This window comes from Bellilinea sp. (assembly GCF_034432615.1).
In the GTDB taxonomy this organism is placed as follows: Bacteria; Chloroflexota; Anaerolineae; order Anaerolineales; family Anaerolineaceae; genus Bellilinea.
Genome location: NZ_DAOUBL010000309.1, coordinates 1 through 21,148, shown reverse-complemented (window position 1 = coordinate 21,148; position 21,148 = coordinate 1). Strand labels below are relative to the sequence as shown.

Annotated in this window: 22 protein-coding genes; 5 read left to right on the top strand and 17 right to left on the bottom strand. The window is 53.4% G+C overall.

All coding sequences use genetic code 11. From position 1 onward, the window contains the following. From ptsP to VAE48_RS14010, 4 genes are all read left to right on the top strand, one after another. On the top strand, positions 1-1,240 hold a 1,240-nt coding region (gene ptsP, locus VAE48_RS14025), incomplete at its 5' end, for a phosphoenolpyruvate--protein phosphotransferase (protein ID WP_322793952.1). Positions 1,241-1,261: 21 nt separating this feature from the next. Continuing rightward, positions 1,262-2,056, top strand: coding sequence for a hypothetical protein (locus VAE48_RS14020; protein ID WP_322793951.1), 795 nt, complete (start codon positions 1,262-1,264; stop codon positions 2,054-2,056). A 429-nt stretch (positions 2,057-2,485) separates the two neighbouring features. After that, positions 2,486-2,731 carry a type II toxin-antitoxin system prevent-host-death family antitoxin gene (locus VAE48_RS14015; protein WP_322793950.1) on the top strand — a complete coding sequence of 82 codons (246 nt, stop codon included), beginning with the start codon at positions 2,486-2,488 and terminating at the stop codon, positions 2,729-2,731. After that, positions 2,728-3,150: a type II toxin-antitoxin system VapC family toxin gene (locus VAE48_RS14010; protein ID WP_322793949.1), complete on the top strand. Its 423-nt coding sequence runs from the start codon at positions 2,728-2,730 to the stop codon at positions 3,148-3,150. Before VAE48_RS14015 ends, VAE48_RS14010 begins: the two co-directional genes overlap by 4 nt. A gap of 9 nt (positions 3,151-3,159) precedes the next feature. Here VAE48_RS14010 and lysX read toward each other — a convergent pair whose 3' ends face one another. The 6 genes from lysX to VAE48_RS13980 form a co-directional block, all read right to left on the bottom strand. Then, entirely contained in the window at positions 3,160-4,002 is an 843-nt protein-coding gene (gene lysX / locus VAE48_RS14005) for a lysine biosynthesis protein LysX (protein WP_322793948.1), read from the bottom strand. Positions 4,003-4,014: 12 nt separating this feature from the next. Further along, positions 4,015-5,040, bottom strand: a complete 1,026-nt coding sequence (locus VAE48_RS14000; protein WP_322793947.1) for an isocitrate/isopropylmalate dehydrogenase family protein — start codon at positions 5,038-5,040, stop codon at positions 4,015-4,017. Beyond that, positions 5,037-5,531 carry a 3-isopropylmalate dehydratase small subunit gene (locus VAE48_RS13995; protein ID WP_322793946.1) on the bottom strand — a complete coding sequence of 165 codons (495 nt, stop codon included), beginning with the start codon at positions 5,529-5,531 and terminating at the stop codon, positions 5,037-5,039. The genes VAE48_RS14000 and VAE48_RS13995 overlap by 4 nt, the downstream gene beginning before the upstream one ends. A gap of 151 nt (positions 5,532-5,682) precedes the next feature. Further along, positions 5,683-6,948, bottom strand: a complete 1,266-nt coding sequence (locus tag VAE48_RS13990) for a 3-isopropylmalate dehydratase large subunit (RefSeq protein WP_322793945.1) — start codon at positions 6,946-6,948, stop codon at positions 5,683-5,685. Between the two features lie 13 nt (positions 6,949-6,961). Next, positions 6,962-8,344 carry an Lrp/AsnC ligand binding domain-containing protein gene (locus tag VAE48_RS13985; protein WP_322793944.1) on the bottom strand — a complete coding sequence of 461 codons (1,383 nt, stop codon included), beginning with the start codon at positions 8,342-8,344 and terminating at the stop codon, positions 6,962-6,964. Positions 8,345-8,604: 260 nt separating this feature from the next. Further along, positions 8,605-9,093: a nucleotidyl transferase AbiEii/AbiGii toxin family protein gene (locus VAE48_RS13980; RefSeq protein ID WP_322793943.1), complete on the bottom strand. Its 489-nt coding sequence runs from the start codon at positions 9,091-9,093 to the stop codon at positions 8,605-8,607. A 238-nt stretch (positions 9,094-9,331) separates the two neighbouring features. Between VAE48_RS13980 and VAE48_RS13975 the strand changes: the two genes are divergently transcribed. Next, positions 9,332-9,589, top strand: a complete 258-nt coding sequence (locus VAE48_RS13975; RefSeq protein WP_322793942.1) for a hypothetical protein — start codon at positions 9,332-9,334, stop codon at positions 9,587-9,589. A 351-nt stretch (positions 9,590-9,940) separates the two neighbouring features. Here the strand turns inward: VAE48_RS13975 and rpe are convergent, their stop codons facing one another. From rpe to VAE48_RS13920, 11 genes are all read right to left on the bottom strand, one after another. Continuing rightward, positions 9,941-10,606 (bottom strand): ribulose-phosphate 3-epimerase, encoded by a 666-nt coding sequence (gene rpe, locus VAE48_RS13970; RefSeq protein WP_322793941.1) that lies wholly within the window; start codon positions 10,604-10,606, stop codon positions 9,941-9,943. Between the two features lie 49 nt (positions 10,607-10,655). After that, positions 10,656-10,955 carry a hypothetical protein gene (locus tag VAE48_RS13965; protein WP_322793940.1) on the bottom strand — a complete coding sequence of 100 codons (300 nt, stop codon included), beginning with the start codon at positions 10,953-10,955 and terminating at the stop codon, positions 10,656-10,658. Between the two features lie 17 nt (positions 10,956-10,972). Continuing rightward, positions 10,973-12,007: an ABC transporter permease gene (locus VAE48_RS13960; protein WP_322793939.1), complete on the bottom strand. Its 1,035-nt coding sequence runs from the start codon at positions 12,005-12,007 to the stop codon at positions 10,973-10,975. Next, the gene (locus tag VAE48_RS13955) at positions 12,004-13,515 is read right to left on the bottom strand and encodes a sugar ABC transporter ATP-binding protein (RefSeq protein ID WP_322793938.1); all 1,512 of its coding nucleotides are present in this window, start codon (positions 13,513-13,515) and stop codon (positions 12,004-12,006) included. The genes VAE48_RS13960 and VAE48_RS13955 overlap by 4 nt, the downstream gene beginning before the upstream one ends. Positions 13,516-13,528: 13 nt before the next feature. Next, complete coding sequence (locus VAE48_RS13950) at positions 13,529-14,605, bottom strand: ABC transporter permease (RefSeq protein ID WP_322793937.1); 1,077 nt, start codon at positions 14,603-14,605, stop codon at positions 13,529-13,531. A 113-nt stretch (positions 14,606-14,718) separates the two neighbouring features. Continuing rightward, the gene (locus VAE48_RS13945) at positions 14,719-15,753 is read right to left on the bottom strand and encodes a sugar ABC transporter substrate-binding protein (RefSeq protein ID WP_322793936.1); all 1,035 of its coding nucleotides are present in this window, start codon (positions 15,751-15,753) and stop codon (positions 14,719-14,721) included. Positions 15,754-15,940: 187 nt separating this feature from the next. After that, positions 15,941-17,350: an L-fucose/L-arabinose isomerase family protein gene (locus VAE48_RS13940; protein ID WP_322793935.1), complete on the bottom strand. Its 1,410-nt coding sequence runs from the start codon at positions 17,348-17,350 to the stop codon at positions 15,941-15,943. A 21-nt stretch (positions 17,351-17,371) separates the two neighbouring features. Further along, on the bottom strand, positions 17,372-18,718 hold the full coding sequence (locus tag VAE48_RS13935; protein ID WP_322793934.1) for an NAD(P)H-dependent oxidoreductase: 1,347 nt from the start codon (positions 18,716-18,718) through the stop codon (positions 17,372-17,374). 24 nt (positions 18,719-18,742) lie between these two features. Beyond that, positions 18,743-19,786, bottom strand: coding sequence for a zinc-binding dehydrogenase (locus VAE48_RS13930; protein ID WP_322793933.1), 1,044 nt, complete (start codon positions 19,784-19,786; stop codon positions 18,743-18,745). Positions 19,787-19,788: 2 nt separating this feature from the next. Beyond that, positions 19,789-20,391, bottom strand: a complete 603-nt coding sequence (locus VAE48_RS13925) for an SIS domain-containing protein (protein WP_322793932.1) — start codon at positions 20,389-20,391, stop codon at positions 19,789-19,791. Then, positions 20,364-20,921 carry a sugar-binding domain-containing protein gene (locus VAE48_RS13920; protein ID WP_322793931.1) on the bottom strand — a complete coding sequence of 186 codons (558 nt, stop codon included), beginning with the start codon at positions 20,919-20,921 and terminating at the stop codon, positions 20,364-20,366. The genes VAE48_RS13925 and VAE48_RS13920 overlap by 28 nt, the downstream gene beginning before the upstream one ends. Between the last annotated feature and the right edge of the window lie 227 nt (positions 20,922-21,148).

Genomic DNA, 21,148 nt, shown 5'->3' with positions numbered 1-21,148 from the left:
GGAATGTCTGCTGCTCGATCGCCGGCTGGTACGCGGCTTTTGCACCGTCGAGGGCGGGACGACATCACATACCGCCATCCTCTCGCGCAGTCTGGGTATTCCCGCCATAGTCGGCATTCCCGCCCGCCTGCTTGACCTTCCAACAGGCACACCCGCCATTTTGGATGGTTATGAAGGCAAACTCATACTTGAGCCGGATACAGAAACCATTCACACCTACGAGCAGATGCAAATTAAACGCCGTCAGTTTTTAGATGCAGCCTTTCGCGAAGCACACCGCCCCGCTGTGACGCAAGACGGCTGCAGTGTGGAAGTGGTTGCCAACATCGCCAACGATAACATCCAAGACATCAAAGAAGCGGTTCAAAACGGCGCTGAAGGGGTAGGCCTGCTCAGGACAGAATTCATTTATCTGGATTGCGAAACGCTGCCGGACGAGGATGTTCAGTACGAAAAATATAAAACCATCCTCCAATCCTTTGGTAACAAGCCGGTCATTCTGCGCACGCTGGATATCGGCGGCGATAAGCAACTGCCTTACCTCGAACTGCCATATGAACTGAACCCATTTCTGGGAGTGCGCGGTTTGCGTTTGTGCCTGCGAAATTTGCCGCTCTTCAAAGCACAGATTCGGGCGGCTTTGCGGGCAGCCTCTTACGGAAATCTGTATCTGATGTTCCCGATGGTCACCAAAGCCGCCGAGATTCACGCTGCCAAAGCCGTCATCTCCGAATGCCGCGCTGAACTGGTCGCCGAAGGGTACAGCGTTCCTCTACGCATCCCAATCGGCATTATGATCGAGATCCCCGCCGCTGCGCTGATGGCCCGCCATCTGGCGCGCGAAGTGGACTTCTTCTCAATCGGCACCAACGATTTAACCCAGTACACCCTTGCAGTTGACCGCACCAATTCCGTCTTAACCGATCTGGCAAGTGGTTTTGACCCAGCAGTATTGACCCTGATCCAATCGGTCATCGAAGGCGCACACCGCAACGGGAAAAAAGTGGGCATCTGTGGCGAATTGGGCGGTGATCCGCTGGCGATACCATTGCTGGTGGGCATGGGTATGGACGAGTTGAGCATGAACCCTGCTGAAATCCCCGCCGCAAAGCAGATTATCCGCCAGCTTTCTCAGAAGGAGGCACAGGCCGTTGCCCGCCAGGCATTGGAACTGGAAACTCCACAGGACGTGGTTGCACTGGTCAAGTCGGCTTTTCCATTCATTGAAAACTACCTCTAATCCCCTTTAGAATGGATTCAAATGCGTGCCTTTGAACGCCCCGAGCAGGAACGTAAAAAACTGATTTCCAGAGAAAAAGAAGCCAGTCTGCCTTTCTGGCTGGTTCGCTTTTCATTTGTGATGGGAATCATCGGGGTTGTACTGTTTTTCCTCGCTTTTTTCTATCAGAACGTCCTCAATCGAATGGGAATGCCGTACAGAGAGGCACAGGCTGCCGCCATTTTGATCGTCTTCATCGCCTGGCTCATTTTCACCCTGGCCTGCCGTACTTTGGGAATCAGCACACGCGCCCTGACTTACCCCAAATTAATGTCTATCCTGCGCAATGAAGTGGAAACCCCGCCGGATGAATTCAAAGCCAGCCGCAAGCAGATTGCCGCTGCTTTTGGCAGTTTGAACGATGACTGGCTGCTCTTTCCGGATATTTTCGCCGATGACCCGACTCAGGCGCTGCCTATGGTGCTGCTCGGCCCTGGCGGTATTTTTGCCATCCGCGTCAATTATCAAGACCCGCGCTCAAAAGACTTCCACGACCCGGCGATTGCACTCCTGGCGGGCACTCAGGCTCTTGAAAAGCGGTTGGGTGTTTCGGTCAGGCCGATTCTGGCTTTTCCTCGTCACACCAAACACTACCAGCCTGTCCATCCGGAAGTAAAAGTCTTTACCTTCCCGGACGCACTGACGTATATCACCTCCCGTGAAGCAACGCTGGATGCCGCCCAGCGCCGGCAGCTGAGCCTGCTGCTGGCTGAATTGGCCAACCTGCCGCGTACTGCCCTGCTGCCCCACCCTGAAAGCAGCATCCCGGTGGCTTAATCTGCTCCTTCACCCATCCACGCCTTTCCGGGCGGGTATTGGTCTCAACGCAATTCAGCCCACCAAACGAGTAAACTGCCGGATAAGGTGGGACAACTCATCCAGTCGCCACCGCCTTCTAAGTAAGTGAAGAAAGAAACCCGCCAAGCCCGACTCCTCTTTAGATCCATAAGGAAGCCATAACCATCGGAGCTTTTCAGAACTTACATTACTGGTACATCATCCCGATCAGCCTGCTGCTGATCACCGGGCTGGCATTTGCAATGCTGGCCTTCTCACTCGATCGGGGCTTCAACGCCCGCTTGAAGGATTTCCGCTAAGCGCGCCATCGAATCCGATCAGATTGAGGTGGAATACCCATAACCTTGACAATCCCTTCGATTTGTTATAAAGTAGTCTCAAAAGTGATTACAAACTTTGGAGGAGACGATGCCCGAAACCGTAGGGATACGAACGCTAAAAGCCAAGGCGGGTGAAATTGTGCGAAATGTGCAACGCGGGACGCGGTATGTGATTTCTATTCGCGGCCGCCCGGTTGCACTGATGATTCCCCTGGAGCCATCGTCTTCGTTATCCACTCCAGACGCCTGGGATGCACTTTTTCAAGCAGGCAACCAATTAGAGTGGCAAACCACCCGCTCAACTGCTGAACTACTGGATGAGGTAAGAGGATGAGCCCGGTCACCATTGACGCCAGTGTGTGGATCAACGCCTTTCGTCCGCAAGAAGAAGGAAACCCACAAAGTGTGGCTTTTCTTCAAAAAGTCCAGCATGGACGTGAACCGATCATTTCACCAACGCTTTTACTGCCTGAACTTGCTGCAGTGCTGGCAAGAGCTGGAGAAAAAAGTGAGAATATCCGGCGTTTTGTAGAAAGCATCAAAAGATTGCCCCATCAGGTGTTTGTTTCGCTGGATGAAGCCACCGCCGAAACAGCCGTTCAACTGGCCGAGCAGTGCAAACTGCGCGGTGCGGATGCCGTCTATGGAGCAGCCGCTTTGCGTTTTGCTTCCACATTGGTCACCCGCGACCGGGAACAGATAGACCGTCTGAGGGGGGTGATAGCGGTGCATTCACCCGACGAAATGATTTGAAGCGAATTACTACCTGGCCTGCGCCAGCACATAGTCCACCATCCGCGCCGGGATGTTGACACCCGTGGTGGCAATGCTGTTGCGGAACTCCATGGTGTGGTTGACTTCGTTGACCAGCAAACCGCGCTGCGGGTCTTCCAGCAGGTCAATCGCCAGCATGCCGCCGCCGATGGCGCGCGCCGCCTGCACGCACAACTCGCCCATTTCCGGCGTGACCGGGCAGTTGCTGGCCTGTCCGCCGCGCGCCGTGTTGGTGATCCAGTTGGGCGAGGTGCGGTAGATGGCGCCAATCGGCTCATCGCCAATTACAAAAGCGCGGATGTCGCGCCCCGGCTTGGGGATGTACTCCTGAATGTAGAAAATCTGGTGCTGCACGCCGCCCAGCGTGGCTTTGTGTTCGATGATCGCTTCGGCGGCGGCGCGGTCATCGGCCTTTGCCAGCAGCCGCCCCCACGAGCCGATGACCGGCTTGAGCACGCACGGGTAGCCCAGTGCATCGCAGGCCGCCAGCGCCGACTGCTCGCTGAACGCCATCAGCACGCGCGGGGTAGGAATGCCCGCCCGCACCAGCAGCTGGCTGGTGACGTATTTATCACCGCAGCGTTCGGCTACCGGCGGCGGGTTGACTACCGGCACGCCGTGCGCGGCAAAGATGCGGCTGATGTACAGCCCGCGCGAATACGAAACCGAACGCTCAAACAGCACATCCACCGCCGCCGGAAGTTCGGCAATTTCGTAGAATACCTCATCGTCGTTGATCATGACCACTTCCACATTCGGGCGGCGGTGGAGCTCTTCCAGCAAGTACTTTTCCTCCGCCCGCAGACGGGTAAAAAGAAAACCTACACGCATAGTATTTTCTCCTCACTGCTCTGAAAAGATCACCTGAATGACCGCCTCGGCCGTCTGCTGGGTGGTAAGTTTCCCGCCCAAATCCGACGTCACCTGCCCGGCGCGGATGACCGCCTCCACCGCCGCCTGCAGCCGGGCGGCCCACTCCCCTTCGCCCAGAAAATCCAGCATCAGCGCCGCGCTGCCGATCATCGCCAGCGGGTTGGCAACCCCCCGGCCGGCCAGCCCCGGCGCGCTGCCGTGAACCGGCTCGAATACGGCATGGCGCTCGCCGAGGTTGGCCGAACAGGCCAGCCCCAACCCGCCGACGAGCGCCGAGGCTTCATCGCTTAAGATATCGCCGAACAGGTTGGTGGTCACAATCACACCGAACTGCTCCGGCGCGCGAATCAGCTCCATCGCGCAGGTATCCACCAGCATTTCGTCCACCTGCAGGTCCGGGAATTCGGCGGCGGTTTCGAGCGCGGTGCGGCGGAACAGACCACTGGTCTGACGCAGTACGTTGGCTTTGTGAACCACTGTCACCCGTCGCAAGCCGCGCTGCTCCGCCAGCCGGCAGGCAGCGCGCATGACCCGCTGCGAGGCGCGTCGCGTGATGCGAATCTGCCCCAGCGCGGTTTCGCCGTCGGCGCTCAATTCTTCCGCGCCGGTGTAGGCATCCTCGGTGTTCTCGCGCACGATGATCAGATTGACCCCCGGCCGCGAAGCGGGATGGGGAATCGAACGGCACGGGCGGATGTTGGCGTACAAATCCAGCTCCTGCCGCAGGCGCACCACCGGCGAGCGGTAGCCCGGCACGTCCGGCGGGGTAGTCACCGCGCCGAACAGGGCCGCATCGCAGGCCTGCACCAGCTGCAGGGTTTCTTCCGGCAGGGGCGTGCCGTGCCGCGTGTACGCCCCCCAGCCGATTTCGCCGGTCTGCCAGTCCCAGCCCAGCGGCAGCGACTCCAGCACCCGAACGGCAGCATCCAGCACCTCGCCGCCGATGCCGTCGCCCGGCAGCAGCGCAATGCGGTAAGCACTCGCGGCCCGGATCATGCGGTCAATTCCTCGATGTCATGATTTCTGAGAAAATTGACCAGCCCGCCGGCCGCCACAATTTTGAGCACAAACGGCGGCAGCGGTTGAGCCTGATAACTCTTGCCGCTGGTGCGGTCGTGAATCAACCCACCCGCCAGGTCCACTTCAACGATACTGCCCTCCGAAATTTCCAGCGCTGCCGGGCATTCGAGGATGGGCAGGCCGATGTTGATGGCGTTGCGGAAGAAGATGCGCGCAAAAGAAGCGGCAATCACACACTGTACCCTCGTGCCGCGCAGGGCAATCGGGGCATGTTCGCGCGATGAGCCGCAGCCGAAGTTCCAGCCGGCCAGAATTACGTCCCCGGGCTGAACGGCGGCGGCAAACTCCGGGCGGATTTCGCAAAAGGCTTTGGCGGCCAGTTCTTTTTCATCAATGGTGATGTTGTAGCGCGCCGGGATGATTTCATCCGTGTTCAGGTTATCACCAAATTTCCAAACGCGTCCCATGGTAGCTCTCCTTATTCGTTGGGTAACATCCTTTCAAGATCGTCCATTTCCAAATTGACCATTTTCGGACCCCTCCCGCCTCCCCAAAATTCCGCAGAGCGATTTTGGGGGAGGTGCAGGGGCATGGACGATTATCGCCAACCTGCCGCCTTCAGGCAAAATTCAGGTTGGACAGGTACGGGCGGGGGACGGCAATCCGCCCTTCGATGGCGGTTGCTGCGGCGGCAGCCGGGCTGCCGAGGTAGATTTCGGCCTGCGGGCTGCCCATCCGCCCGATGAAGTTGCGGTTCATAGTGGTGAAGGCGCGTTCGCCGGCCGCCAGCACCCCGCCGTGCCGCCCGATGCAGGCGCCGCAGCCGGGTGCATTGACCGTGCAGCCGGCCTCCAGAAAGATTTGAATCAACCCGTTGGCCAGCGCTTTTTCATACACCGTCTGGCTGACCGGTGTGACCAGCACGCGCGTGTAGGGGTGAACCTGCCGCCCGCGCAAAATGGCGGCGGCAATTTCCAGGTCCTCATACCGCCCGTTGGTGCAGGTGCCGATGAACACCTGATCCACCGGCAGGCCGGCCGCCTCGTGCAGCGGGCGCACCTGATCCACATCCGGGTGACAGGCAACCTGCGGCTCCAGCGCCGAAACATCCACCTCGATCACCCGCTCATAGCGCGGGTTGACCGGCTGGGGCAGGTCATAAGGCGAGGCGGCTTTGGTCTGGGTTTGCAGGTAGTCCAAGGTGATCTCGTCCGGCACAAACAAACCGCATTTGGCGCCCACCTCCACCGACATATTGCTGAACACCAGCCGCTCATGCACCGGCAGACTGCGGCAGTAGGAACCTTCAAATTCCAAAGCCCGGTAGGTGGCCCCGTCCATGCCCATCTGCCCGACCACATACAGCATGACATCCTTGGCATAAACGCCCGGCTGCGGCCGGCCTTCCAGCCGGATGAGGATGGTAGGCGGGGTTTTGAACCAGCACTTGCCCGTCACCCAGGCCGCGCCGACCTCGCTGGAACCCAGCCCGGTAGAAAAACAGCCCAACGCGCCGTAGGTGACGGTGTGCGAATCGGCGCCGATGACCACCCCGCCGGGGCGCACAAAACCCTCCTCGATCATCACCTGATGGCACACCCCACGCCGGTAAAAATGGCGGATGCCCTGCTCGCGGATGAACTGCATGATGCGCGCCTGATTTTCAGCCGCCTGCAGGTTGGGCGCCGGGTAGGCGTGGTCAAAGTGAATCACGATTTTATCCGCATCGCGGATCGGCTTGCCGATTTCGCGAAAGGCCTTGATCGCCAGCGGAGTGGTGTTGTCGTGGCTCATCATGTAATCCACATCCAGCAGGACGATTTCACCGGCGCTTACCCGCCGGCCGGCGCGCTGCGAAAAGATTTCCTCGATCAGTGTACCCATGTTTTGTCTCCTCCTAAAAACCGTTATCGGCGTGTTTTTTCAGCACCACCCGCGTTTCGGTCTGTTTGACGCCCGGCATGGTGCGTAATTCTTCAATAAAATTGTTCAGTTCCAGCGTGGTGGGTACCTTAATGTAGGCGGCAATGTCCTGTTCACCGGTGATTTCATAGACATTGAACACATATTTGAGGTTTTTCAGCCGGCGCACCACTGCGCCGGTATACACGTGCGATTCGACCGCAATCATCACAATGGCGTTGATGTCGCGGGGGAAGATGTCCAGCCGCCGGCCGGTGACCTGCTCGGCAATTTCCAGAATATCGGCATCGTGCAGAATTTTGCGCTCATCACCGATGGTTTTGATTTCTTCGACGATGCGCTCCAGCTCGTCCGGCTGAACCTGCAAGCCGTACTCTTCCAGCCTGGCCGCAACCGCTTTTTTGCCGGTGTATTTGTCAATCACAATGCGCCGTTCGCGCCCCAGCAGAGCCGGGTCAACGCTTTCGTAGGTGCGCGGGTCTTTCAGCACGCCGTTGGTATGCACCCCAGATTTGTGCGAAAAGGCGTTCAGGCCGGTAACCGGTTTGTTGGGCGCCACAAAAAAGCCGGAAACGCGCTCGACATACGCCGAAAGCGCCGGCAGGGCGCGTAAATCGTAATGCTCCACCCCCAGCCAGCGGTTGAGCGCCAGCGCCGCCTCGGCCAGATCGGGGATGCCGGCGCGTTCGCCCATGCCGTTGACGGTGGTGTGAATGCAGTCGGCGCCGGCGCGCAGGCCTTCCAGTGCGTTGGCCAGCGCCAGCCCAAAATCGTTGTGGCAGTGCAGATCCATTTTGCAGGGCAGCAGACGGGCGCGCAGGGCTTTGACACGCTCGTAGGTTTCATGCGGGCGCAGGACGCCCAGCGTATCGGCAAAGCTGATACGGTCGGCGCCGGCTTCGATGGCAGCATTGCAGACCCGCACCAGAAAGTCAAAATCGGTGCGGCTGGCGTCTTCGGGGGTGTAGCGCACCTTCAGCCCCAGGCTGCGCGCAAAGCGGATGTGTTCGGTGATGGTCTGCAGGGCGGCATCCTCATCCTTGCCCAGCTTGTTTTGCAGATGAATGCGCGAGGTCGGGTAGAAAATGGCGACCCGCGCCGCGCCGGCGGCGTGCGCCTTCTCGATTCCGCTGCGGGTGGCCAGCGAGTGAGCCACCACCTCGGCCTTCAAGCCCAGCCCGGCGATGCGCCGAACCGCCTCAAACACCTTGGGCGAGACGCTGGGATCGCCGGCTTCGATCATCTCCACGCCCACCGCGTCCAGCAGACGGGCAATCTCAACCTTTTCCTCCACGGTGAAGTTGACCAGCGGGGTCTGTTCCCCTTCGCGCAGGGTACTGTCCAGAATTTCTGCCATTGTAAAACGACCTCCCAACCACATAAAAATAAAAACTCCCCGGGCGAGGGGGAGTTTGTGTCAGACCAGAGCGTAAAAGAAGTCGTCTCTTAAACGCCGCAAACCCGCCTGCCCGAAGGGAAGGGGCCGATGCGCTTGGTTTGCTTCTTGACAAAGAGGAAGAGACGATTCATGCTGATTGAAAGTATAAGGAAATTGACAGAAATGTCAAGAAGGAAATTTTTTTTACACAGCAAACACATTTTGGGATGAGTACGGCTTCATACCAACTTACCCAATATTTCCGGCGGGACCAGTTCCTTCAGGTGAGGATATTGTTCAATCAAACGGGCAATGTCCGCCAGGTCTTTTTGCCGCCTGCTGCCGCGCCGTTCTGGATCGGAGGCTGCCCAAATTTTTCCCTGCAATACGTCTTCCAAAGCGGCAACCGGCAGTTTTAGACCCAATACTTCCCGAATTTCGGCACGTTCTACAAAGGATGCATAGCGCTCATCTGTCTGAATCTGTACCCGCAGGGCGGAACCCGGCAGTGAAATGTCGAGGCTGTGCGGCAAACGGTGGACGACAAAATGGGCGCGGATGAGCCGCTCCAATTCATCCATCGAGTCAACGGCCACAACAATGTCCAAATCTAAACTGACCAAAGGTTCAGCATAAGCATTGACTGCCTGCCCGCCGATTACACAAAATCGGATGTGATGCTGGTGGAAAAATTCCAACACCTTTTCCAACAGATTTTCTTGATCCATCGTAATGGTTTTCCAAAACGTGGTCGCTTGCATAACAATTCTCTTACAATGATTGTATCATTTATTGATCGTAATTACACCTCGCTACAAGCTCAAGTCAAAGTCTAAGCAGGGCAGAAACAATCGCCTGCGGAAGGCCGTTGAAAAGGGTTGGCGCTGCATTACTGGCTGTTTTCTCGCATACAAAGCCAAAGACCAGGCCGCTGAAGAATGTCCAAAAACCCGACCATAACGCTGGTTGCCAGCGGCCATTGATCATTCTGGCAAGATTGAGGGCATGTATAGGCTCAAACAACCCTGCAGCATGGAGAATTCCCCAACTCCACTTCGCGCCAAAGAAATTGAAGAGCTTGGCGAAAGCAGAATTCAGCCACGATTTTTTCTACACCCGAGAAAGCAGATCCTCGCCAAATCCAAGAAAAAATACATCGAAAACAACACCAGAAAACGCATTCGCCGCAGTCATGTGCCAGAAAGCGTTGCAATCCCAAATTAAAAGATTACTCTCAAACAGGAGACCGTTTTCAGGCCGGGAGGGTTTGTCCTTCAACAGCCAACCCACCCCAAAAAGCGCAGTGACCTGAATGACCACCTCGATGAATGCACCGTCCGGTTGGTTGTAAGTGAGGAAAGCCAACGTAGCACCAGCGGCTGACGGCTGAGCACACGCCAGACCAGCGGGTTACGATCATCACAGCATACTCAATAATACACGCGCAAAAATCCTTTTCCCCCAACTTGCGCTTGATCGTCGCGGTCATTCCGCCCTGGGTAAATGATCTTACTGACTGGTATGTCCTGCTGAAAAGCCCCGGCTTTTGAAGCAGCGTTGACTTCACTTACAAAATCAGTTTGTGATTAGACATTCACGCAAGCAACGAATCCCTTCTGCAATGCCGCCGGGATGACCAAAAATAGCACTTCCGCTGACAAAAGCACGCGCCCCAGCTCGATAGGCTTCTGGCAAAGTTTGGGCGTTCATCCCGCCGTCCACTTGAATGATTGCAGCTGAATCCGCTTGCTCCAACAAACGCGCCACCCGATTAATTTTCGCAGCCATTTCGGGAAACCAACCCTTTCCAGAAAAACCAGGATTATTCCCCAGAACCAGTACCAAATCCAGCAAATGGGCAACTTCACGCAGATCCTCGACTGGGGTGGCGGGGTTGAGCGCCACCCCTGCTTTGCACTCTCTCTCGCGGATGCTCTGTAAGGTGCGGTACAGGTGCGGGCAGGTTTCAAAATGAACAGTAATATGAGTTGCACCACCAGCAATAAAAGCAGGAATTAAGGAATCCGGGTTGGCGATCATCAGGTGGACATCGAGGGGTAATCGGCAATGAGTTTTGACCACTTGCAAAATAGAGGGGCCAAAACTCAGGTTAGGGACAAAGTGACCGTCCATTACATCAATGTGAATCCAATCCGCTCCGCCTTGTTCGAGCGCGGCAATCTGCTCACCAAGGCAGGAAAAATTTGCCGATAGAATTGAAGGAGCCAGGATGATACTCAAGTTGCCACTTTCTCCCATCTCTGTGCAATGTGCATCTCTTCGATCCAGATTACATCAAGTTTCTGCCCATATACTTCCAAATCACGGGTAAAATCCGCGCCGCTCGAGAGGAAACGCTAATTGTCAATATCTTTTTCGACCCAAAAGCCTTCTTTCTGGGGAGGGGTGCTTCAAATTCAGACTCACCTCGATCTGCAGTGCGAAAAACCCGGAACATACCTTGTTTCAACTGGTCAAGTGGAAGATCAATCATGTATTTGCCCGAAGATTTGGCAAAGTATGCAATGTCGCAACCGGACAGGGTAGCGTGACACCCAGCGGCGCCGATCTCAAGATTGAATAAATTCATAGAAACTCCTGACCAGATCAAGCAGGAATGTCAACTTCCTCCCTTCCTCTTGCAAGGGCGGGGCTTTTTTCAACACGGATATGGCGGCGTTCCAGACTTCTGATCAGGCTGGTTCGCTGAGCATCAATGAACACTGCGAAGAGGATGATCAAAGCTTTGACCATCTCCTGCAAGTACAAATCTACGCGCAGGAAAATCAGGCCGTTCTGAATCATCTGAATGAGCAGGATTCCCACCACTGTACCAGGAAATACATTGCCCACGCCGCCAAAAAGACTTGTACCACCCATGACTGATGCAGCAATGGCCTGGAACTCAGTCCCCTCCCCAAAGGAGGATGACACACTACCCACCTGGCTGATGGAAATGATCGAGGCTATTGCAGCACAGAAACCGCTGAGGATATAAACCAGCGCCGTCAGACGGGCGGTGTTCAAACCGGCTTTTTTGGCAGCTTCCGGGTCATTTCCCATTGCATAGATCTGCCGTCCGAAGGAAGTATACTGCAGGATGATAACTGCAAGAAGAACCATTAGAGCAAAGATAATGATCGGGATTGGTATCAGGTTGAAAATGCGTGTTGCACCAAAACGCATTTCATCCGGCACAGAAATATGGCGTGAATGCGTGATCAAAAGTCCCAGGCCGCGTCCCGCGGTAAGGGTGCCAAGCGTGACCATAAACGGGATGATTTTGACTTTGCTAATCAAAAAGGCATTCAAACAACCCCATAATGTTCCGCTCAGGATGGCACAAGGAATTCCAATCGCCATGCTAACACCGTTTTCAAGCATAATAGCCAGCACGGCACCAGTGATGTACATGATTGCGCCGACCGAAAGGTCAATCCCACCGGTCAACAGTACGAAAGTCATCCCAATGGCGATGATGCCCACATCGGTAGCAGACAGGATAATATTTTCGAAGTTCCGAATGGAGGAAAAACGCTGGCTAAACAGGCTGAAACCGACGAAAATAACCACGAACAACAGAATCGAGATATTTTTCAACACAAAGAGAAGCCCACGATGATTGGTCTTGATCGTGTTCATGAACCACCTTCCCGGAAAGCTGTTCTCAAGATTTGCTCGCGGTTAAACTCTGCCCTGTGAAAGTTGCCCAGGATTTCACCCATTCCCATCACCAGGATACGATCGCAAACTCCAATCAATTCCTCAATCTCAGAAGAAATGAACAGGATGGCTGTTCCTTTGGCGGCCATCTCGTTGAGAATAGAATAAATCTCATATTTTGCTCCCACATCCACACCACGAGTGGGTTCATCTACAATGAGTATGGATGAATCATTCATCAGCCACTTGCCCAGGACTACTTTCTGCTGGTTGCCGCCGCTCAGCCCCTTAGCCTGGTTCTTGAAAGCATCATTTACCCTGATTTGCAGAAGAGAAACCATATTGCGGATGGCTTCTGCCAACGAACCCTGTCGTAGCAAACTTGCAAACGACATCGAAAACCTTGGCAGAGCCACCAGTCCCATGTTTTCGGCAACCGTGGATGTCATCAATAAACCTTCCTCACGCCGGTTCTCCGTCACGAAGGCAATGTTCTGCTGAACGCTCTTGATTGGGGTACGATGATTACTTACATTGCCTTCAATAATGATTTCACCTTTATCATAAGTATCCAGGCCGAAAATGATTTGGGCCAGCTCAGAACGCCCGGAACCCATCAGCCCAAAGATACCCAAAATTTCTCCTTTGTGCAACGAAAAATTAATGTCATGGACAATCCCCGCTCTGGAAAGATGGCGTACTTCCAAGGCAATCTCATCGGTTGGTTTGGATACCCGCTCAGGATAAAGCGCGCCAAGGTAACGCCCTACCATCGAGGAAATCATTGTCTGGATATCGAACTCGCTCTTCGGTCCAGACTTGACCACCTCGCCATCGCGCAAGACAATAATGTCATCAGCCAGTTGCAGTACGTCCCGCAGAATGTGAGAGATGTAAATGATGGTCTTGCCCTCAGATTTCAGCCGCTTAATTAGTTCGAACAGCCGTTCTGTTTCACGCGCAGTCAATGAAGTGGTTGGTTCGTCAAAGATGATAATTCGGGCGTCCTGGCTCAGGGCTTTCGCTACCTCCACCAGCTGCCGCTCACCGGGAGAGAGTTTCTCCACAGATATATCCGGCGAAATTTTCAAATTCACCTGATCGAGAAATTCTTGGGCACGCTTGCGAATACGTTGACGGTCAATCAACGGCGTTTTTCCCAATTTGGGAAAGTCACTGATAAAGAAATTTTCAGCAACACTCAAGTTAGTGAACAGATTTAATTCCTGATGGATAAAGGCAATACCCGCGCTGACGGCTTGCGCCGGATTCTGAGGTGCGTAATTTTTCCCATCAAGCAACATTTTTCCACTGTCAAACGGGATGACACCACCGAGGATGTTCATCAGGGTCGACTTTCCTGCGCCATTTTCGCCAATCAGACCGACTACATGCCGTCGCGGAATATCAATGCTGACATTTTTCAGTACTTTAACTCCAAAAAAGCTCTTGTTAATCTCACAGAAACGGAGAATAAAATCTTCCATTGTTTTCAATCCTTCAGGCGTTATACTGGAGCAAACGGGTACGGGTCACATCAAGCAACGCGGCAAACAGGATAACCGACCCTTTGACGATTTCAATCCAGAAAAAGGAAACGTTCAGCAAAGAGAGAGCATTGCCAAGCAAGGACAGGAACAAGACACCGAAAAAGGTCCAAATGACTTTGCCTTTACCGCCCGCCAGGCTGGAACCCCCAATCACGGCTCCACCGACAATATCGAGCAGCAAGGGTGCTCCAAGGGTTGGGCGTCCCATTTCCATACGCGAGGAGTATATGATGGAGGCCAGCGCGGCGCAAAATCCGCTGAACATATACGTTAAAATGACCACTCTGCGCTGCGGGACACCAGAAATAATTGCCGCCTGTACATTCGTGCCTATTGCGTAGAGCCAACGCCCGAAAATGGTACGACTCAACAACAATTGGGCAAGAAAAGCCAGCATCAGCGTCACCAACAGTGGGATAGAGAGAAAACCGGTATCATCTCCAATGGCAGTATATCCTTGCGGCAGATTGATAATGTTCTCTGATTTGACCAGATAGATGGCCAGCGCAGCGAAAAACATTTGAGTAACAAGCGTGACCATGAATGCCGGAATGCGTGCAAAAGCAATTACCACGCCATTAAAGAAGCCTATCAGCGAACCAACCAAAAGCATCAGCAGCAACGCTGCTGGCACTCCAAATGAGGTGTGTGCCAGAATAGCCCCATCTTCGAACAGCAATTTTCCCCAAATCGGGCTCTGAGCAAATACGGCAGGATCGACCTTCGTCGCGATTAAGGATGCTCCTAGGACGCTCGTGAAGGAGATAATAGCACCCTGGGACAAATCAATCCCGGCGATGATCAGCACAAAAGTTTGACCGATTGCCACAATAAAGAGCGGCCAGATGTTTGAGAACAGGTTCGACAGGTTATATGGACTGGCGATGACTGGAATGAACGGTGTCAGTACAGCAAACAGCACCAGACAAAGATAAAAGATGAAATATTCCGACATCAGCAGTTGCTGAAGCAGATGTTGAAGCCTGTTGGCAAAAGTTAGGGGAGATAATCGAGGTGATACAGCCATTCCGTGTCCTTTTGTTTCAGATGGGTAAGATGAGATGGTTTCTAATCGGAAAATTTTGATAAGGTGTGGAGGCGGGCAAACACCAGCCTCCACACTGAGTGAAAAGAGAGGATTTATTTCCCGTGGAACAGTTTGCAACCCCACATATCCAGCTCACGTTCAGCCATATTGCCCTGAGTTAAAGCAAACCCGGGGTCATCCAGCCAGGCATCGGGTTGCTTTTCACCTGCTTCGACGGCTTTAATCATGGCATTGAGCAGCGTTTCGGCTTCATAGTAAAGGTCTTGCACGCCGGTAGCATCCACATAAGCGTTGCCAGGCTGCATCAGTGAGCAGGCGGTCTTGTCACCATCCAGTCCACCCATGATAACATGGTTGGGGTCGCCAATCGGCTTCCACTTGCCCAGCGGTTCAAGCACACCCCGGATAGTCGGATAGAGGAAGTCGGACGAGGTAAAAATGAAGTCGATATCGGGGTTGGCGGTCATGGCAGCTTGCAAACCATCACGCGCCACGTCGGCATTCCACTTGGTCGCTACTTCCACTGGGGTTTCGAACAGATCAGGGTACTTATTAATAACATTATAGAAGCCCTGTTTGCGGCCTACGGCATTCGGGTCACCCAGGTCACCGACCATGATCAGCGGTTTCACTTTCCGTCCCAGTTTTTTGGCTTCCTGCGCCATGTACTCAACCGTCGCTTCAGCAATTTTTTCATTGTTTGCCACAACCGTCAGGGCATTCCCTTCATCGCTTTGAGGGGGGCGGTTGAAAATACCAATCGGGATGTTGGCTTTGTTGGCTTCGGCAATCAGCTTCAAGGCAATCGAGCCATCTACCGGAATGACAATAATGCCGTCCACCTTCTGGGCAATACAGTTCTTGACCTGCTCCAGTTGCTTGTTGGCATCTTCATTGGAGTTGACCTCGATGACTTTGTAGTTCCTGGACTTCAAGGTCTCGGTAATGGCCTTGTGCCCGGCCATCCAGAATTCTGTTTCCAAATCCTGAAAGGCAAAGCAGATGGTATATTGCTTTTTGTCACTATCGGCGGCAGGCTGCCCAGGAGTAGTGGCAGCAGGTGCACAGGCAGTTAGCAGGAAAACCACTACAAACAAGGCTGAGAGAAAGCGATAGATTTGTTTCATTTTTCACTCCTTTTTTGATGAATAAATGGTGGTTTGGTAAAATACAGAAGTTATGGATGTTTTTCCATAACCCAGCAGGTACAGATTGTCTCGTTCCTTTGCCTGGGCAGACAATCTGTACCTCTATATTTCTCATCTTCTCCTTTGACAATCACCTCCTTCTCCAGATTTTCTGCTTCTTGCATCATTATCCAATGTGATAGTACACACCCCAACCGAAGTAGGTTTCAAACGATTTGGCCAGGATGGCAGCAGCGCGTGATGCATTCATGGCACAGTGATGCTCGAAGCCGTTCTTACAAATGTGGTGCATGAGTTTTTGCAGGCCGGGGACTTGAACAACAGCGCGCGCGCCGAAAGTTTCGAGTGGGTCATCGGTGAATAGACCTTCGCCCACATACGTTCGGATGATACCCTGGGTGTCGTCCGTGCTGATTCGGGCAAAGGTCATCGGCCCGGCAGGCACACGCCCGGCAACAGCCCCATAGGTGTTCTCGGTACCCAGGGTAGTCGCCAGGATTTCAGCATTCTTGATTTCAATATCGGGCAGGAAACTCTTAGCCCAATTGCCGCAATGGAACAGGACACATTTATCGGGGTCACCACCGTAATTGTTGTTCCAATCCACCAGGGCACTTGGCGAGCCGGAGGCCAGTTGCAGGGCATACATGGAGGCCACGCCGGTAATATCCACCTCACAGGCCGAAGGCATAAGATGTTCGCTCATCATGCTCATCAACGTGCAAACATTGATATGGTAATTTTGTTGCAATGAAGTCCAGCACTGAATTGCACTGGCGGTCAGGTCGTACTCCTTCATCCATTCATCAATCACCACACCAAGTTTGGCCATGCGCACCAGCGCCAGAGAAGGAACAGAATCATGTTTGGCGTAGCCCTTGATGGCGGCTAATTTGTCCTTAACACGGGAGTCATCATCCGAAAGTTTACCGGCTTTGCCCAACAGCTCGGAGAAATCAACGGTCATGATGCTTATTCCAAACGACTGGAGCATTTTTTCGCTGTAGCGCATGGTATTGAAGTTGCCGGGCCGCGCGCCGATGGCTCCAAAACGAGCATTTTTCAATCCCTTAACCACCCGGCAGACTCCGACGAACTTCGTCAGGTCAGCACGGAAACTATCCGATAGTGGATGGACGGTGTGCAGGCCGGTCAGGCTGTATGCATAACCATACTGACGCAAGTTGTTGCAGACCGAGATTTTCCCGCAAAAGCCATCACGGCGACGTTCCACGGTAAGTTGATTCAAATCATCCGGATAAGCCTGCACCAGGATAGGGACATTCAGCCCGGAGAGTTTGACCGTATCTGCCACGCCTTTTTCATCACCGAAGTTGGGTAAAACTACCAGGATTCCATCAATCCGCCCGGCGTTTTTCTTGAACAACTCGGCGCAAATTTTTGCATGCGTCCAAGTTTCAACACCACCCAATTTTGTGGCGTTATCATCCAGAATGACCGGCTCGATATCCATTTCCTTGAAGAGTTTCAAAATGTCAGCACGCGCCTCGGTAACAAGCCGGTCGGGGAAAAAGTCACGGTTGCCAATAATGACTGCCAGGGTTGCTTTGGTCATGGTTCTTCTCCTTATTTTTACTCAATCAATTGCCAGCGAATCAATTGCTTTCAGCAGCTCCACTTCACTGAGTGTGCCTTCAAACCACTGCTCCTGCAACTGGCGCAGGCTGAATACCGTGGATGGCATGATTTCTACATCTGCGCAGGTGATGGGGGTATCCACCCTGACAGGTCGAAGCACTTTTGCGCCTTTGGCCAGACCAATTGGAAGCAGACATTCGGCCTTGGCGTTTTCGTAGGTATCTATCAGACTGTAGTAGGTGGTGCCGCCAATCGCATCGAGGGTATCTCCGGGATTCAAGTCACGCTTAGCAACGGCAAAAACCTCCGAAACCAGCCGGTCAAGCGGTGCCATGTTGGACTTTTTGCGGATGGCGAGCATGGCGCAGGTGAGGGGTACTTCGATGCTGCAAAGATGAAAAGGACGAAACAGGGTGTAATAAGGACCGTTGCCCATGTCGCGTAAGATCATTGCTTCGCGTAGGCGCGGATGGTCGGTACGCACAATTAGAAATACGCCCGGGGCCACCCGTCCGATGCCATAATCCACCACACCGATCTTGTTGAGTACACCGCCATCCTCTTTCAAGGCAAATGTCTGGTTCAGGTGGTCGCGGTCGGTGGTTGGGCCGTGCATGCCACGCACATCAGGAACCAGCCCGGTTGCATTGGAAACGGCGGCCATTTCAATCATCGTCTTCGAACCGTCAATGAATTCAATCAGCATGTTCGGGCTAAGGCCGCGCCGAGCAGATTCCTTTTGAATAGCTGGGTCAGCGGGGGTTGCATGCCGGTCAAGGGGGTTGTTTTTACCCTTCCCCGCGGCGACCACCGTAAAACCCATTGCAACTGCCAGGTCATACAGCTCCTTACAGGCAGCGGGTTCGTCCCCGGCAGCCAGCGCATAAAGTACCCCTTTCTGACGGGCATACCAGTGCAGAATGGGGCCAACGGTAATGTCAGTTTCCACATTCATCATCGCCACATCCTGACCGGCACGCGCAGATCGTAAAGCCGCCCGCGCTCCAATTTCAGGCACACCGGTTGCTTCGAGCATGACATCGACGTTTTTCATGTCGGTGACAATACGATAGTCGCGGACTGCGACCAGTTTTCCAGCAGATACAGCCTCATCGGCCTGAACGGTGGTTTCCGCCACTACTATTTCACCATCAATTTGGGCAATTTTATAAGCCGAGATGGCGCGTTCAATGTCGATGTCTGCCGTGACAACTACGCGGATGCCTTTCATCATTCTGGTTGTAGCTACTACATCAGTACCCATCTGCCCGGCACCAATTAAACCGACCCGGACAGGGTGACCAGAGGCTTCACGTTGTTCAAGTTCGTAGTTGAGTCCAATCATGTTGTTTTCCTGTTCTATGGAGAATTATGGCATCGTAACCATGACCTTTAGCGCCTCTCCACTGGCAGCGACCTGAAATGCCCGGTCAATTTCGTCAAGGGGAAAGGAGTGGGTAATGATATGGTCACTGTTGATCAGACCGCGTTCGATAGTCTCCAATGCCAGAGCGTGAAAACTCGGGTGATAGGAAAATGTTCCAATCACACGGATTTCGTTATAGTGCAGTCGATTCCCATCCAGCGTGGTCATCGGGTTGGCTTTGGGCAGGCCGCCAAACAGAATCACCTTGCCGCGCTTGCGGACAATTTCCACCGCCTGGGTATGAGTGGCTGCTACGGGGTTGGCGCAGATGGCCGTATCGGCCCCGCGCCCGCCTGTAACCTGACGAACTTCATCCACAACATTTTGGCTCATGGGGTCAATTATCAAATCAGGGCCAAAGCGTTCCGCAATCTGGCGACGGACTGCGTTTGGTTCCGAAAGGATGACCCGCGCTCCCCTGGCCCGCGCCACAGCAATGTGCAAACAACCAATGGGTCCCGCCCCCATCACGACAACCGTTTCACCAAGCGTGGTTCCGGCTGTTTCGTGCGATGCCAGGACTGAGCTCAGCGGCTCGGCCAGAGCAGCCTGGGGATGGGTGAGGGAAGGTGGCGGACGATGAACAATGCCATTGCGCAAGATCTCACCCGTCAGGACGAGCATTTCGGCAAAACCGCCGTTGTAGCCGGGTGTAATTCCAATCAGGCATAAGTTGTCACACAGGTTGTAAAGACCATGTTTGCAGTAATAACAATTTCCACAATGGACATCAGGCGCAATTGCCAGATGTTCACCAATGGAATAATCACTGACCCGTGAGCCAACCGCCGCCACCACACCGGAGATTTCATGTCCGGCAATCAGATCTTCACTGCCTGCATAAGGACCTTCGCGCCAGCGGCGCAGGTCCGATCCGCATACACCGCAGGCTTTGACCGAGAGTAGAATGCCGTCCTCGGGTAAGGTTGGGGTGGGCGTCTCGCGGATTTCGATTTTTGTTGCACCAGTCACATAAGCAGCAAGCATCGTTATAAGATTCCTTTCAATTTTTGTCCTACCGCTCCACCCGGGTGAGTTTCTCCGAACTGTTCGAGCGAGTAACCGCGTAGATTAAGCAGCGCAACGCAAATCGCATCGCAGAAAGCCGAGTTGACCAGCGAACTGCCGGTAGCCACCATATCAAAGGGGTCAACACCTTCGGGGGCTTTGACCTCCAGGGTCAGATCGGCCAGTTTTCCCAGGGTAGAATCGGTATTTTCAGTAATAGCAAGGACTTTTGCGCCGCGCTTTTTTGCAATTCCGGCCAGGTAACAAACTTCTGCTGTTTCGCCACCCTTAGAAATCCCAACCCAGACGTCTTCAGGGCGAACAACCCCGGCAGCGCCGTGCTGGCTGTCACCGGGGTGAAGGAAGAAGGCTGGCGTGCCAACGCAGGAGAGCAAGTGGGCAAAGCGCAGCGCCACTGCATGAGATGTGCCAGAACCAGAGACAATTACATGCCCCTGGCAATTGAACATGATTTGAATAGCTTTTAAGATGGATGGTTTAATCTGATCCATCAAACTGGCCACCGCACGGCTTTCGGTTTCAATGACATTTACTATCAACTTAAAAATTTGTTGTTCTTCCATATGATCTCCAATAAAAAATAATAGATTTGTGCAAATAAAAGAACTCTTTCGGCTGTTACGAAATCGGTTATCAGGACAACAACCGCCCGGCCAAGTATTTTCACTACTTTCACTCCCAAACGACAAATTAGAGGAAGCGAGACCACCAGGTGGTTCAGGGATGGCCGCCTCCAAATTCCCAGGGTTCTCGAATCACTCAGGGTTCGTTTCAGGTAATCAGTAGCGGAAATGGCGAGCTGCCGGTGAATGTTTTCGGCCGAGTCTCCAACCTGGCCCGGAACAACGATTGCTTCTAGAATTTTGAACTGCGTTACCAGCCTGCTCTCAAATTCCGAAAAAACATGCTGGCATTTGATCACCAAAAACTGAACGATTCCCTTCTTGCGCGCTTGCTGAAGCAATCTTGATATTTGCGAAAATGAAAAGTTCAAACGCAGGTTGATGCCATTCTGGAACAAGACTTCTTCATAATATGACCTGCTGACTTTTACCAGCAAGCGATGCTCATCTGGTGGGGATAGTATGACCATTTATTCTCCTAATTATTGAAAATATTTTCATTAATGAAATAATTTCCATAATTATTATAGCACTAACAAAATCCAGAGTCAAGTCTTAAAAAGAATTTTGTTATTTAAACTTGAAAGTTGGACAGTTTAAAGCTGAAAAGTGGACAGGGAGATTTCTTAACATTTGAAGATATAAAGTTGAAAAGTGGACAGTTGTGGTAAAAGGGAAGGCAAAAATGAGGTCACTA

Bases quoted from the DNA above. Each gene is read 5' to 3' on its own strand.
- VAE48_RS14020 (WP_322793951.1), top strand. From the start codon at position 1,262: ATGCGTGCCTTTGAACGCCCCGAGCAGGAACGTAAAAAACTGATTTCC.
- VAE48_RS14015 (WP_322793950.1), top strand. From the start codon at position 2,486: ATGCCCGAAACCGTAGGGATACGAACGCTAAAAGCCAAGGCGGGTGAA.
- VAE48_RS14010 (WP_322793949.1), top strand. From the start codon at position 2,728: ATGAGCCCGGTCACCATTGACGCCAGTGTGTGGATCAACGCCTTTCGT.
- lysX (WP_322793948.1), bottom strand. From the start codon at position 4,002: ATGCGTGTAGGTTTTCTTTTTACCCGTCTGCGGGCGGAGGAAAAGTAC.
- VAE48_RS14000 (WP_322793947.1), bottom strand. From the start codon at position 5,040: ATGATCCGGGCCGCGAGTGCTTACCGCATTGCGCTGCTGCCGGGCGAC.
- VAE48_RS13995 (WP_322793946.1), bottom strand. From the start codon at position 5,531: ATGGGACGCGTTTGGAAATTTGGTGATAACCTGAACACGGATGAAATC.
- VAE48_RS13990 (WP_322793945.1), bottom strand. From the start codon at position 6,948: ATGGGTACACTGATCGAGGAAATCTTTTCGCAGCGCGCCGGCCGGCGG.
- VAE48_RS13985 (WP_322793944.1), bottom strand. From the start codon at position 8,344: ATGGCAGAAATTCTGGACAGTACCCTGCGCGAAGGGGAACAGACCCCG.
- VAE48_RS13980 (WP_322793943.1), bottom strand. From the start codon at position 9,093: ATGGATCAAGAAAATCTGTTGGAAAAGGTGTTGGAATTTTTCCACCAG.
- VAE48_RS13965 (WP_322793940.1), bottom strand. From the start codon at position 10,955: ATGAATTTATTCAATCTTGAGATCGGCGCCGCTGGGTGTCACGCTACC.
- VAE48_RS13960 (WP_322793939.1), bottom strand. From the start codon at position 12,007: ATGAACACGATCAAGACCAATCATCGTGGGCTTCTCTTTGTGTTGAAA.
- VAE48_RS13955 (WP_322793938.1), bottom strand. From the start codon at position 13,515: ATGGAAGATTTTATTCTCCGTTTCTGTGAGATTAACAAGAGCTTTTTT.
- VAE48_RS13950 (WP_322793937.1), bottom strand. From the start codon at position 14,605: ATGGCTGTATCACCTCGATTATCTCCCCTAACTTTTGCCAACAGGCTT.
- VAE48_RS13945 (WP_322793936.1), bottom strand. From the start codon at position 15,753: ATGAAACAAATCTATCGCTTTCTCTCAGCCTTGTTTGTAGTGGTTTTC.
- VAE48_RS13940 (WP_322793935.1), bottom strand. From the start codon at position 17,350: ATGACCAAAGCAACCCTGGCAGTCATTATTGGCAACCGTGACTTTTTC.
- VAE48_RS13935 (WP_322793934.1), bottom strand. From the start codon at position 18,718: ATGATTGGACTCAACTACGAACTTGAACAACGTGAAGCCTCTGGTCAC.
- VAE48_RS13930 (WP_322793933.1), bottom strand. From the start codon at position 19,786: ATGCTTGCTGCTTATGTGACTGGTGCAACAAAAATCGAAATCCGCGAG.
- VAE48_RS13925 (WP_322793932.1), bottom strand. From the start codon at position 20,391: ATGGAAGAACAACAAATTTTTAAGTTGATAGTAAATGTCATTGAAACC.
- VAE48_RS13920 (WP_322793931.1), bottom strand. From the start codon at position 20,921: ATGGTCATACTATCCCCACCAGATGAGCATCGCTTGCTGGTAAAAGTC.